This window comes from Thermogutta sp. (genome assembly GCF_014359955.1).
Classification (GTDB): Bacteria; Planctomycetota; Planctomycetia; order Pirellulales; family Thermoguttaceae; genus Thermogutta.
The window spans coordinates 1-14,414 of record NZ_JACIYL010000021.1 but is presented as its reverse complement, the minus strand read 5'-3'; the positions used below and the strand labels follow the sequence as shown (position 1 = coordinate 14,414).

The 14,414-nt window shown below is 58.1% G+C and carries 8 protein-coding genes; 6 read left to right on the top strand and 2 right to left on the bottom strand.

The window, feature by feature from the left end:
* Nucleotides 1–167 precede the first annotated feature (167 nt).
* The 6 genes from H5U08_RS01505 to H5U08_RS01480 all read left to right on the top strand — a co-directional run bounded on the left by H5U08_RS01505 (nt 168) and on the right by H5U08_RS01480 (nt 10,766).
* Nucleotides 168–926, top strand: coding sequence for a succinate dehydrogenase cytochrome b558 subunit (locus H5U08_RS01505; protein WP_297029421.1), 759 nt, complete (start codon nt 168–170; stop codon nt 924–926).
* 210 nt (nt 927–1,136) lie between these two features.
* Nucleotides 1,137–3,107: a succinate dehydrogenase flavoprotein subunit gene (gene sdhA, locus H5U08_RS01500; protein WP_297029419.1), complete on the top strand. Its 1,971-nt coding sequence runs from the start codon at nt 1,137–1,139 to the stop codon at nt 3,105–3,107.
* 173 nt (nt 3,108–3,280) lie between these two features.
* Entirely contained in the window at nt 3,281–4,132 is an 852-nt protein-coding gene (gene sdhB, locus H5U08_RS01495) for a succinate dehydrogenase iron-sulfur subunit (RefSeq protein ID WP_297029417.1), read from the top strand.
* Nucleotides 4,133–4,850: 718 nt separating this feature from the next.
* Nucleotides 4,851–8,972: a general secretion pathway protein GspD gene (locus H5U08_RS01490; protein WP_297029416.1), complete on the top strand. Its 4,122-nt coding sequence runs from the start codon at nt 4,851–4,853 to the stop codon at nt 8,970–8,972.
* Nucleotides 8,973–9,253: 281 nt separating this feature from the next.
* Nucleotides 9,254–9,724 carry a hypothetical protein gene (locus tag H5U08_RS01485; protein WP_297029414.1) on the top strand — a complete coding sequence of 157 codons (471 nt, stop codon included), beginning with the start codon at nt 9,254–9,256 and terminating at the stop codon, nt 9,722–9,724.
* Nucleotides 9,725–9,785: 61 nt separating this feature from the next.
* On the top strand, nt 9,786–10,766 hold the full coding sequence (locus H5U08_RS01480; protein ID WP_297029412.1) for a DUF1559 domain-containing protein: 981 nt from the start codon (nt 9,786–9,788) through the stop codon (nt 10,764–10,766).
* 135 nt (nt 10,767–10,901) lie between these two features.
* Here H5U08_RS01480 and uvrA read toward each other — a convergent pair whose 3' ends face one another.
* Nucleotides 10,902–13,787, bottom strand: coding sequence for an excinuclease ABC subunit UvrA (gene uvrA / locus H5U08_RS01475; protein ID WP_297029410.1), 2,886 nt, complete (start codon nt 13,785–13,787; stop codon nt 10,902–10,904).
* Between the two features lie 93 nt (nt 13,788–13,880).
* Nucleotides 13,881–14,414, bottom strand: a 534-nt coding sequence (locus H5U08_RS01470) for a tetratricopeptide repeat protein (protein ID WP_297029409.1), incomplete at its 5' end; no start/stop codon positions are given.

The following is a 14,414-nucleotide window of genomic DNA, read 5'->3' as shown; positions in this document are numbered from 1 at the left end:
ACCATTCGGTTGCCGTCTCATTGCATAGCAGGGGTTGTCCGCCGTATACTGGTTAATGATTGATATCGACCGATATCATCTGGCATAATTGACACAGCGGCTTTCTGCAGGATCCCGCAGATGGGGAGCATTGTACCCTCCTATTGGACGGAATGAGGTAGTCGGCCGTGGCTTGGTTTGATCTGGCATCTTTCTTTGGCAAGCACGAGTTTACCATTCGGCGGCTTCACTCCTTTACCGGATTGGTGCCGGTAGGTGGCTTTCTTATCTTCCATCTGGCTACGAATGCGTCAATAGCAGACGGCGTGGAAATTTTCCAGTATCGTGTGGGGCTTATACACAGCCTCGGCCCGACCACGATCATGCTTCTTGAATGGCCTTTCATCTTTCTGCCCATCATCTTCCACGCGGTGATCGGCATGATGATCGTATCACGGGGCAAGCGCAACGTCCGCCAGTATCCCTACCTGGAAAATATTCGCTACACACTTCAGCGCTGGACGGGAGTGATCGCGTTCTTCTTCATCTTTTGGCACGTTTTCCACATGCATGGTTGGTTCAAGTTCGAGTGGTGGGTGGAAAATGTGGCTAAACCTCTGGGCGGAAAACAGTTCGACCCGGCCAACGTGATCACCGCGGCCAAGGCAATTCAGGCTTCGCCGCTGATCGGGGTCCTGTATGCTGTCGGGGTGCTCTCATGCGTTTATCACTTCGCTAATGGTATTTGGACCTTCGGGATCACATGGGGGATCTGGATCAGTCCCCGTGCTCAGAGGGCCGCTTCCATCTTTTGCCTGATTGTGGGGTTGTTTTTGGGGGGCATCGCCGTCGCTGCCCTGTACGGAATGGAGACAGCCAAGGAGTCGCCCCAAACCGCAAACCGGGTGTCGGTTCCGCTTCCGATGCCGGTCATGCCGGCAGAGTAGCGTGGGGCGATCGGTGTTCGCCCGAAGATGAAAGACTCCGACACCCACCGAGGCTTGAGCGAGCGGAGAGGGCGGGTTACAGGGAGAAATGGTCCAACGAAGTTGGACGTTGCACAGGTGGTGGGACGCTGGTTCCCCGCCGGTATCGCGGGGCAGGTTGGCGTCGCCACTGCAACTAACCGCAACGCGTGACATTTTTGGGTGAGAACAATGGATGAGATGCACGTTGTCGTCGTGGGCGGTGGATTGGCAGGTTTATCTGCGACGATGAAGCTTGCCGAACTGGGCGTCCACGTTGATCTCGTGAGTTTGACGCCCGTCAAACGCTCTCACAGCGTGTGTGCGCAGGGTGGGATCAACAGCGTGAACCATCTCACCCGACAGTTGGGCGACAGCGAGTGGAAGCACTTCGACGACACCGTGTATGGGGGGGACTTTCTGCAGCATCAGCCACCGGTCAAAGAGATGACTGAATGGGCCCCCCGAATCATAGACCTGATGGATCGGCTGGGGGTCACATTCAATCGGACTCCGGAGGGATTTCGCGATCAGCGACGATTCGGTGGTACGCTGTACCCACGCACGGCGTTTGCGGGGGCCACAACGGGACAGCAACTCCTCTATGCCCTTGACGAGCAGGTCCGCCGCTGGGAAGTCGCCGGGAAGGTTCGCAAGTATGAATTCTGGGACTATTTGGGGCCCATACTGGACGAAAACGGTATCTGCCGGGGGTGTGTGGTTCAGGACCTGGTCAGCATGGAGATCCGCGCTTTGCCGGCGGACGCAGTGGTCATCGCGTCTGGAGGATGTGGGGTCATCTTCGGGCGATCGACGATGTCGATGGCGTGCAACGGGAGCGCGGCGAGTCGCACGTACCAGGCAGGCGCCAAGTACGGCAACCCGGAGTTCATTCAGGTCCATCCGACTGCGATCCCGGGGGCTGACAAGCTCCGGCTGATGAGTGAGTCGGCCCGCGGGGAAGGAGGCCGGATCTGGGTCCCCCGCCGTCCCCAGGATCCCCGACCGCCGCAGGAGATTCCCGAGCACGAGCGATATTACTTCCTGGAGGAACGATACCCAAAATACGGCAACCTGGTGCCGCGCGATATTGCCACGCGGGAGATTTTCAAGGTCTGTACGGAAGAGGGGCTCAGTGTCGAAAAGGATCGGCTCTGCGTGTACCTCGATCTCACACATCTGCCGCGGGAGGTTCTTGACCGCAAATTGGGCGGCATTCTGGAGATTTACCAGAAGTTCCAGGGGGTCGATCCTCGCGTCGTACCGATGAAAATCTTTCCCGCCGTTCACTATTCGATGGGTGGGTTGTGGGTGGACTACGAACGCACAGAGTCAGGCGGGTTACGGATTGGGTCTCCGCGCAACCATCACACCTCTTTGCAAGGCGTGTTCGCCGTTGGTGAGTGCGACTATCAGTATCACGGTGCCAACCGACTGGGCGCCAATTCCCTGCTCTCTTGTATCTTTAGCGGCCTGATCGTCGCCCCAAGTATTGTCTCGTACATCGAGATCCTCCACCAAAATGGACAGCGCAAGGTACCCAGCCGGTTGTTGGAACAGGCGGAGCGGGAACATCGGCGGCGATTCGAATCACTGCTCGCACGCCCCGCAGATGGAGACAATCCATACAAGATCCATCAGGAACTGGGGAAGGTGATGACCAAGGCAGCCACGGTTGTTCGGCACAACGACGAACTTGATCGGGCGTACGCCCAGGTGTGCGAGCTTCAGGAACGTGCCGCTCGGTGCGGGATCGCCGATCGTGGGCTGTGGACAAATCAGAACATTGTCTTCGTGCGGGCTTTGATGGACATGTTCCCCCTGGCCAAGGCGATTCTGAAGGGCGCTCGCCTGCGAGATGAATGTCGGGGAGCCCATTTCAAGCCGGAGTTCCAGCTCCCGTCCATCACCGCAACTGACCCCGCAGAAAGGCGCCGCCAGGCCGAGGAATGGTGTGATCGGTTTGAGGAGAACAACCGCCGGTGGTTGAAATCCACGATCGCCGTCTGCGGACCAAACGGTGATCCAGAGATATCCTACGAAGAAGTGGATACATCACTCATTCCCCCACGACCGCGTCTGTATGGCGTGGTGGGCGGAGAGGTCATTGAAGAAGTTTGGAAAGAGCGAACCCGAGCCAAACAGCAAGCGATCAGAGTGTGATGGTTTCCATCAAAGCGCCTGCGTACGGTCCTGTCCATTGCATCGGACAGCTGCAGTGGAAACCGAACACTTCGGAGATTGACGTTTCGCAACGATCAAGCGGGAGCAACAGACAGGAGGATTGGTACGGCTCCTGCCGATGTAGTCAAGGCAATCGCTGACGAGAGTGACCTATGCCGTCCGTTCATACATCGTCCACTCCACCCCGCGAGTTTCTCGTGGAAGTCAAGCGACAGGACGCACCAGGGCGACCGAGCTACTGGGAGCGCTTTCGTGTTCCCTATGAATCAGACATGAACGTCATCAGCGTTCTTCAAAAGATTGCGGAACTCGGCGTAAACGCTGATGGCAAGCGTGTTCCCCCGGTTGCCTGGGAGTGCAACTGCTTGGAGGAGGTCTGTGGCGCATGCACAATGGTGATCAACGGGCGCGTGCGACAGGCCTGCACCGCATTGGTGGATAAACTCCTGGCGGATCGACCTGCCGGCATACGGCTTGAACCCATGACCAAGTTTCCGGTCATCCGCGATCTGGTGGTGGATCGCACCCGGATTTTCGCCACTCTCAAAAAGATCAAGGCGTGGATTCCTGTGGACAGTTACCTGGACCTGGGCCCGCCGTTGCGGCAATCCCAGGAAATGCAGGAGATTGCCTACGTGCTCAGCAAATGCATGAGCTGTGGCTGCTGCATGGAAGCATGCCCGCAGTACCTCAAAATCGAGGTCAAGCGGCTGCCTGGAGAATCGGAAGACGACTACCGCCGACGCGAAGCGGAAATTACTAACCGACACTTCATGGGTGCGGCCGCCATCGCACAGATTGATCTGTTCAACAGTCACCCCGTGGGCAAAATGAACAGCCGGGACCGCCTCGACGCGCTCATTGCCGAAGGTGGCATTCAGGTCTGCGGCAATGCCCAGAACTGCGTCAAGGTGTGTCCGAAGGAAATCCCGCTGACCACCTCCATAGCACGGATGGGAAGAGCCGCCACCATCCACATGTTCCGCAACTGGTTTGAGCGGTGATTTTTCTCGATTTTGGTGACCGGTGCTGATGACGGGCGCACATTATGTGGTCTGCGTTTTCGATATTGTAATGTAACTCGTGGCGGCGCAGATCGGTCACGGTCAGGCCCATTCTGCTTCGCCCAGCCCTGGAGAAAACCGTAACTTCCAGTTCGCTCTGGGGCGTCACATCTGCGGTGAAACGGCTTGTCTGGAGCGTGACGGTTCACCTCGCGGATGGAACCGGTCACTCATCGCCAGCTCTTCAAATTTTTGGTGTTGACCCGTCATGAAACCTTGGCTATTTTTCGCCTCGCCATTGGCTCCGGCTCATTCGCGGTCGCAGGAGTGGCCTGTGGCGTGATGAAGAGGTGCCGATGACTCGCGCGCCCGATAGCGGGCAATCATGGAGGACGCTGTTTCGCGCCCACCCGTACAAGTGCCATCACGATGAGCCGGGGGACTTTAGAATTGCGAACAATCACTCTTGACCCAGTAACGTAGCATCAGTATTTATCCCGCGCTATAGCGAATCACATCGCAGGGAAATCAGGCATTCCTCGCCGATGGTGAGGACTCCCGCAGGGTGGAGCAGGCGAGGATTTGCGGCGTGTGTGGCATCGCATGGAGGCGATCCCGTATGCCGGTGCGGATTCTCATCAAACGGAGCGATAGCGGTCCGATGGACACAACACGAGGTACCGAACGGAGTCTGGGTGATCTCGAAAGGAGAGCTGGCTTGAACGCACCGACTGTGTTCTTCCGCGGAGTGGCAGCGATCTGCCTGGCGTTCATGATGGTGAACGGACAGCTTTGGGGCCAAAACCCCAGTCAAGCACCTGGGGTTGGCACACCATCCAGTCCTGAAGTGCTCCGCCGCCAGTGTGACGACTTACTGGCCCGGGCGCGACAGGCGATCGCCGAGAGGAATTACGAAGGCGCCGAACAACTCCTCCAGCAAGCAGAGAGCCTGGGAGTCAAGTATCCCCCTCTCTATCTGGGCGATACCCCGGAAAAGGTCCGCCGGGCTCTGGAAAACGCCCGAGGGAGCCGGGGAACCAACGCTGGTCCGGTGCAGGATCCCTTCGGTGCACGGAACCTCACCGAATCCACACCGGATCCTAAAACCCAGGCGAAAACGTATGTCCGCAACGGTCGGATGGCCCTGATTCGGGGGAATCTGACGGAAGCGGCGCAATGGTGCCAGATGGCCGCCGCCCTCCCGGCAACTTTCAGCCCGGAAGAGGATTCGCCGGCCAAACTGGCGGAGGACATCCGCAAAATGGGCGGCCAGATATCAGTCGGCACATCCAGTACCCCGGCGTCGGTCAATCCCTTGCCCCCGGTGGGTCAAATCACGCAGGTGGCCCCTCCCACCAGTGCTTCAGGCAAGTCACCCGCCCAGATGCAGAGTGATCAATGGCTCCTGGAAGCAAGACGAGCCCTTGCCCTGGGCGATGTCAAAACAGCGCGACGATACCTTGACCAGGTGCGTTCTCTCGGACTTACCTACGGGCGGTTCGAGGACTCACCGGAACGGGTCGAGGCACTCATCCAGACCCACGAAAATTTGATGGCCCAGAAGGCCGAGCGGTCGCAAACCGAAGGGTGGCGTCGCCTCTACGCAAAGCTTCTGTTGGAAGAGGCAGACGGATTGCTGCGCTGGGGTGACCTGGACGAAGCAGAACGGCTTGCCCAATTGGCCGCTCAACAGGGAATCACCTTCAGCCCCTTCGAGATGAAACCGGAAACGGTTCTCCAGCGGATCTCCGCCGAGCGCGCGCGGCGAGCTCAGGGGAGCGATCTGGCCGCACAAAAGCAGCGGGTGCTGCAGATTCTGGCGCAGGCTCGTGCAGCACTGACTGCCGGGGACTTGAGCACGGCGGAAACGCTGGCTAACCAGGCAGCGATGCTCCGCGTGCCGGAAGGTGCCTTCAGCCCACAGGAAGACTCCCCGGGCCGTGTGCTCGCTGACATCCAGCAGATGAAGCAGCGTCTCGGCGTGCAGCCGGCGGGTGCTCAGACCGTGGTTCCTGCCGCAGGTGCCTACAATGGGAATGTCGCCGCCGCTGCGGTTTATGATCCGACTCGCGACATGACTCGCAACGTTCCGGCCGGCGTCTACCAGCAGGCACCGGCCACACCGGGCAGCCCGTTCAGCCCGGAAGCCACCACTTCGCCTGCGGGTGAAAGCCGCGGGATGGCGCTTGTGAGACAGGCCGAAGAGGCGCTGCGCCGCGGTGACCATGCCGCCGCCATGGAATACTTTCGCCAGTCCACGGCATACTTTAACGAAATGGATCCCGTCACGGTCCAACGGGTCCAGGACGTCCTGCAGCAAGAGGCTGCCCGTGCCGTCACTCAGGCCGCTGCCAATCCGGGGTTGGCCGCACCGGATGCGATGACTCAGCAGCAACTGGCCACCAGGCAGCTTGTGGCAGACATTTCCCTCAAAGAGTCGCAAGCCTTAAGCCTGCGGGAAAAGGATCCGGAAAAGGCTCTGCAAATCCTGCAGGATGCGCGAAAGACGGTGGACAATGCCACGCTGGACCTGACGACGCGGGACCAACTCCTACGGAGACTCGATCGGCAGATTGCGGACTTCCAGTATTACCTGGAACAGAATCGCCCACGCATTGAGCGGGAAAAGAAGAATCAAGAGATTACTCAGAAAATTGCCGAAGAACAGCAGTCCAACCTCGATCGTCAGAACAAGCTGGCCCAGCTCGTGGAGCAATACAATCAGCTCATGCGAGAGCAGCGATTCGCCGAGGCGGAGGTCGTAGCCAAGAAAGCGGCAGAACTGGATCCCGACAATCCGGTGACCAGGCAACTCGTCCTTAACGCCCGGTTCATCCGCCAGTACAGCGAGAGCATGGCCATCCGCGACCAGAAAGAGCAGGGATTCCTGGCTCAACTGGCGTCGGTGGACAAGGCGTCCATTCCGTTCGATGACTCCAATCCCTATGTGATGCCCGACGCCAAGTCCTGGGCAGACCTGACCAAGCGTCGCTCCAAGTTTACCGAGACCGGTCGCCAGCGCTCCGCCCGGGAGCTGGAAATCGAGCAGAAGCTGAACACGCTCGTTATGATGCAGTTCGAGAATGCTCCGCTCGGTCGGGTGCTGGATTATCTCGCAAAGCTGGTGGACGTCAATATCCACGTCGATCCAGCCGGTCTCGCCGCGGAGGGTGTCACCACGGATACGCCGGTGACGATCAACCTGACGCAGGAAATCTCGCTCAAGAGTGCCCTGAATCTGGTGCTTGAGCCGCTCCATCTCTCCTACGTCATCAAGGACGACGTCCTGAAGATTACGAGCGAGCAGTACCGCCGAGGTACCGTGTATCCGGTCGTGTACAATGTCGCCGACCTCGTCTCTCCCATTCCCAATTTCAGGGGCGAGGTGAATACACTCGCGGATTCCTACAGCACGGCTCTGGCCCAACTGGGTGTGAATCAGACAGGCTCACCGCTGGCCCCCGTTGCCGTGGTTGCAACCCGCGACGGCTCGAAAGCGACGGCTGGCGTGAACCCCTCGATTCTCGCCCAGATGTCCACTGCTGCCGCCCATGCGTCGCCGGGCGGAGCTAACGCTCCCATCACAACCGGTCCTGGTGGAATGGGTGGTGCCGCTCTTGCCGACTTCCAGAGCCTCATCGATCTCATCGAAACCACGGTCGCACCTGATACGTGGGACACGGTGGGCGGCCCCGGTTCGATTTCTCCCTTCCCCACAAACCTGAGCCTGGTCATCAGCCAGACCCAGGAGGTTCACGAACAGATTTCCGATCTGCTGGAGCAACTCCGTCGCATGCAGGACCTCCAGGTCACGGTGGAAGTTCGGTTCATCACCCTCAACGACAACTTCTTCGAACGGATCGGTGTGGACTTCGATTTCGACATCGACGACAAGATCGACGGCCGTCGGGGTGTTCGCTTTGGGCAGATCGTACAGCAGGGTGATCCCACTGGTGACGCTGATGAACAGATTGATACCCGCGATCTGCGTGACCGCGACAGCGGCAAGGGTGTAACGGTGGGTCTGTCAGCGCCCAACGTGTTCAGCGCGGACCTCGACATTCCTTTCCGCCAGGGGAGTTTCAGCCTCGCAGTTCCGCAATTCGGTGGCTACGACCCGACCGCAGGTGCCCAGCTCGGATTTGCGATCCTGAGCGATATTGAGGCGTTCTTCTTCATCGAGGCTGCACAGGGTGACCGCCGGTCCAACGTGCTGCAAGCCCCCAAGGTGACGCTGTTCAACGGGCAGTACGGCATCGTGGCCGACCAGTCCACCAGCCCCTTCGTGATCAGCGTGATCCCGGTGGTTGGTGACTTCGCGGCGGCTCAGCAGCCCGTGGTCACGATGGTTCATGAAGGGACTTTCCTGACGGTGCAACCTGTCGTCTCACAGGACCGGCGATTCGTGCGGATGACGGTTATTCCCTACTTCGCACGGATCAAGGAGGTGAACGAATTCACCTTCACGGGTTCCGAGACTACCACAGAAAGCACGTCGGCTGAAGGTAACCAGGAGACACCGAACGACAACACCAGGAACGCCAATTCACGCAGCACAACGCGTTCCGGCACGACCGTTCAGTTGCCGACCGTAGCCTCCTTCTACGTGTTGACGACTGTGAGTGTCCCCGACGGCGGAACGGTGCTCCTCGGTGGGATCAAGCGATTGAGCGAAGGCCGCAACGAGTTCGGCGTGCCCATGCTCGACAAGATCCCCTACGTCAATCGCCTGTTCAAGAACGTGGGTGTCGGGCGTGAAACCCAGAGCCTCATGATGATGGTCACGCCGCGGATCATCATTGCGGAAGAAGAGGAAGAAAAGCTCGGCATCACGCAATAACACGCAGCCAAGCTGACGTCCCTCCTCCGAGCCGGGTCGTCGGTCGCAAGACCGGCGACCTTTTTTGTTTGGTCTACTGAAAAAGTTTGTTCCAATGTACTGTCAACAGGCAGATCGTCTTTTTTATTAAACAGTTCGCATTTCTTACATCTTGACTAATATTGTTTGGTCTGGCCATATTGCGTGGTAGAAATGCCAGCCCAGACACCAGGTTTCTGCCACGCGAACATTGCATTCCCGTGCACTGATGTGTCTTTGTGACTTAACTGGAGAATCCGCGGATGACTCAACGTTGCGCTCCGTCTCGTTTGCCGGTCCTGTTACTGCTGATTGTGGTCTCGCTGGTGATTCCTGGTTGTGGAAAAGGGAGGCCCCGGCTCGTCAAAGTGTCAGGTCAGGTTTTCATCGATGGTCAACCACTTGCAGCGGGGGTGCCGGGGTTCATCCGCGTGGTGCCCGAAGGAACACGAGCCGCCACCGGTCAGATTGATCCGCAAACCGGGAAGTTCACACTCACAACTTTTGAGGAGGGTGACGGCTGTGTGCCCGGTACGCACAAAGTTGCTATCATCCTTAATGCGATGGTCGGACAGGAAAGTGTCTCGCTCATTGATGAGAAATATGCCGATCCTGAGACAAGTGGTTTAACGGTGACCATCGACAAACCCACCGACTCGCTCCGGATTGATATCAGCGGTCCCCTGAAAAAAGTTCAGGCTACCCCAATTTCAGATGATCCGAACAAGTTTTGATCACTTTAACGTCGGTTTGGCGTTTCCGTTTCCCGTCATTGTTGTTTAATGGAGGTCCCGTATGCTGTCTGTCAAAACGTGTCGCCCATCGCGGTCTCCTGGCTTCACGCTCGTGGAGCTTCTCGTGGTGATCGCCATCATTGGGATCCTCATCGCGCTTCTATTACCGGCCGTCCAAGCCGCCCGAGAAGCAGCGCGAAGGTCCCAGTGCACCAACAATTTGAAGCAGATCACGCTTGCCATGGCCAATTACGAGCAGGCGGTAAAATCTCTGCCCCCTGGCCGAATGGGGTCGGACTGTTCCAACTACTACGGCCTTGCCCCGACTTCGGGTTCTAATGCTGTGCCGGATTACAAGCGCCAGGGAACCAGCGGCTTCGTCATGCTGCTGCCATACCTGGAAGCGAAAAATATTTACGACCAAATCGGTTTCCAGTTAGGGGCCATTCAGCCGCCGAACTGTGGCATCGGTCCCTCAACGACCGGGTGGTTAAGCCTTATCCCTAATTACGATCAGCTCTTTCGCACCCGGCCGCAGGTCTTTGTCTGCCCCTCATCGACGGACGAGCCACTTTACACAGTGAACAATCCGACACCTGTGTACTCCACGGGTTGTTACGCGCTGTGCTCCGGTTCGATCGGCCCCAGCCAGGGCATTAGCGGAGCTGTTAAAGCCGGTAACACCGGGATGTTCATGTACATTCGTTCTCTGAAATATGCCGACTGCACCGACGGGCTGAGCAACACATTCTTCGTCGGCGAAGTCGTTAAATCGCACACGCCCGAGGGTGTGAATCGCTGGTGGATCGCAGGGCGACACACCGATTCCTTGCGGACTACCGACAATCCCCTTAACACCCCACCGGGACAAGGGGTCGTCTATGGCTCTAACAACGGAGCCTTCGGAAGTTTTCACCCCGGCGGAGGTAATTTTGGGTTCGGTGACGGTACAGTCCGCTTCATCTCCGATACGATCGATCTGGCCGTTTACCGTGCCCTATCTACCCGAGACGGCGGCGAGACCAACACCGGCGGATATTGAATCCGGTTTGGTCGGGTTAAGAGTGAATAATGAGGCCCCAATCCTTTGGGAACGGGGTCGTTTGTTTTGTCGATTCCGCGTCGGTTTAAAACTCTTTCTCCCGCCGCGCGACCGCCTCAATCAGCCGATCATATGCTAGCTCCGTTTTAGAATTGGAGCCAAATAGCGGCCTGTGGGACTGTTGGGGTTAGAAGCGATCTCCTCGGGAGTTCCCACGGCCACCACGTTGCCCCCTTCTCGGCCACCCTCGGGCCCCAGTTCGATAATCCAGTCGGCCGACTTGATCAGGTCAAGGTGATGCTCCACCACGATCACTGTGTTTCCTGCGTCGACCAATTGATGCAGGACGGCAAGGAGACGCCGCACATCGTCCTTATGAAGACCGGTTGTCGGTTCGTCAAGAAGGTACACCGTTTTTCCTCGGCGTCCTCGTGCCAATTCGGCTGCCAGCTTGATTCGCTGGGCCTCTCCGCCCGATAGAGCCACGGCTTTCTGCCCAAGCTGAAGATAGCCCAGCCCAACCTCCCGCAGGCATCGCAGAACCGTCTCAATGGCGGGAAAATTTTCGAAGAAGTCCAGTGCTTCCTCGATCGACATCTCCAGTACGTCGGCGATCGTCTTATCGCGGTAACGCACCTCCAGCGTTTGGGCGTTGAATCGGCGGCCAAGACACGCCGGGCAGGTGACGTACATATCGGATAGAAAATCCATCTCGATCTTCTGCTGCCCCAATCCCTGACACACGGCGCAGCGACCGGCCGGATTATTGAAGCTGAACCGATCGGCCCGAAACCCCAAACGGCGTGCATCCCGCGTGGTGGCAAACACCCGTCGGATCTCGTCAAACACCCCGGTATAGGTCGCGACATTACTGCGAGGGGATCTGCCAATGGGTGATTGATCGACATCCACAACCCTGTCCACGTTTTCGAAGCCGCGAATTTCCTGATATCCCGCGCCCTTGTTTCCCAAACCGAGGAGCGCCCGTTTTAAGGCCGGCGCGAGAGTCAGGCTGAGAAGCGAGCTCTTTCCAGACCCGCTCACTCCGGTGATGCAGACGAGCAGTCCAATCGGAAATTGAACCGTGATATTTTTGAGGTTGTTCGTGGTGGCCCCTACGAGGACAATTTCACGCCCCGATTGCGGCTGACGCCGGCGGGTGGGAACAGGAATCGCATCCCGGCCCGCAAGATAACGTCCTGTGATAGAGTGGGGATGCGCCATGATATCGGCCACGGCCCCCTCAGCAACAACCTGCCCTCCGGCGGGTCCAGCGCCAGGTCCCATGTCGATCACCCAGTCTGCCGCCCGGATGATCGCTTCGTCGTGTTCCACCACAATCACCGTGTTTCCACGATCAACGAGTTGACGGAGACTAGCAATGAGGCGATCGTTATCTCGCGGATGGAGCCCGATTGACGGTTCATCCACAATGTAACACACGTCGCTCAATACGGCCCCTAGTCCAGCCGCCAATCGCACGCGCTGAAGTTCCCCGCCGCTCAAAGTCTCGCCCCGTCTGTCCAGCGTGACATAATCGAGCCCGACCTGATTGAGAAAATCAAGCCGATGCAGGATCTCCTTAATGATCGGCGCTGCCACGCTCTGCTGATACGGTGGAAGATTGAGCGTTTCCAGAAAGGCACGCACCTCTGGAATCGTCCATGCACAGAGTGCATGAATGGGCACACCCTGAACCATCACCGAGCGTCCCAGCGGACCAAGACGAGCTCCCCGACAGGATGGGCAGGCCACCTCGGACCGAAATGCCGCCCACTCGCGGCGCTGCCAATCTTCTGCCAACAGCTCATATTCCACTTCCAGGAGCTGAAGAATTCCCACGAATTCCGTGCTCCGTGTTCGCCGCGCCGTCGGAGGGCTCGGAAGAGACTTGTCCACAGTCTGATCGGAGGGTCGGGTACCAAAGATCAGTTTTGCGCGGAACTCTTCGGGAATGCTCCCGAGCGGCGTTGACCAATCGAATCCGCCCTGTTTCATCAATCGTTCGATCTTTTTGGCGTGATGCTTCAGCTTCGCGCGAGCATCTTTCCACACTCGCACCGCCCCGTTTTCCAGTCCTCGAGAAAAGTCAAGCACCAGGTTTGGATCAAATCGGTCCACCAGACCAAGGCCCTCGCACTGAGGACAGGCACCGTGGGGACTGTAAAAGCTGAGAGTTCGAAGATCGACTTCGGGATAGAGCTCACCACAGCGAGAACAGCGACGAACAGTACTGAAAACCCGCTCCAACCAAACGGGTTCACCATTTTCCCCGACGGCTTCGTAAGAAATGACCGCCTGTCCATCCGAAATACGGAGAGTGGTCTGAAGCGATTCGCGCAATCGCGTCTCGATGGCAGGTCTGACGATCACACGGTCCACCACGACTTCGACACGGCATTCTCCTTCAAGGGCCTTGGGCGTCAATTCGTCAAGATCGCACAGTTGCCCATTGAGCCGAATGCGCGGGAACCCCAATTTGCGGATCGTGGCCACTATTTCTGACGCCTTTCGCGATTTCTTGATCGGAACAGGGGCCAGAAGAATGAGGCGCGTTCCCTCAGGGAGGGAGAGAATCGCCTGGCAGATTTCCTGGGGTGATTGGCCGACGACCGGCGCCGAGCAATTGGGACAGTGGAGTTCGCCCACCCGCACGTAAAGAAGCCGCAGCAGATCATACACTTCGGTGAGTGTTCCCACTGTGCTTCGAGGTGGTGGCGGACCGCCACGCTGATCGATAGCCACCGTGGGGGGTAGTCCCTCCACCCAATCCACGTCAGGGCGCTCCAGTTGCGGGATAATCCGCCGCATGTACGGCGTCAGTGTCTCCAGGTACTGACGCTGGCCCTCTGCGTGGAGCGTATCAAACGCCAGCGAACTTTTTCCCGAACCGCTCGGACCGGTTATGACGACCAGACGACCCAGCGGAATTGTCACATCCACATTTTTAAGGTTGTGAACCCGCGCACCGCGGACACTGATGAGCGCTGCCCCCGCACTTAACTCGTCTCTATTGGGCATACTCAACACCGGCCCATCGACACTCCAAAAAAGGGTGACCAACGTAGCGACGCGTGAGCCATTTTGTCACACACGGGTGTTTTCCGGCTTTATTCAAAACAGTGCCATGGTCAGGCGCCGGCGATACTCTTCCGTCAGAGGATGAGTGGCCCCGAGAATACTGAAAATCTGAAGCATCAATTTTCGTGCTTCCTCCCTTGGGTCGCCCTGAGCCGTTTGAACCAGACGAAGTGCTTCCTCCAAAGCCTCTTCATAACGGAGGGCGGCAGCCAGGGCACGGGCAAACTTCAGACGGAGATCAAAATCCCCCGGATTGGCAGCCACCTGCGCTTGCAAGGATTGCACGTCGATCTTCTCGCCCGAATTTGCAAGCTCCAACTCCGCCCGCAGTTTTTCGACTTCCTCCGAGGTCGCTCCCAGATCGCTGAGTTCGTTGAGCAAGGATTTGGCTTCATCGTAACGCTTCTGCTTTGCGAGCAGTCGCGCCAGGGCGATTCGCCCGGGAATGGACTTCGGATTGCGCGAAATGGCCTCGCGGTACTTGGCCTCCGCGGCTCTCGGATCACGATCGGCCAGGGCATCGCCCTGTGCCACGAGGGCCTCATCCTCCTGGGGAAGTAACTGATC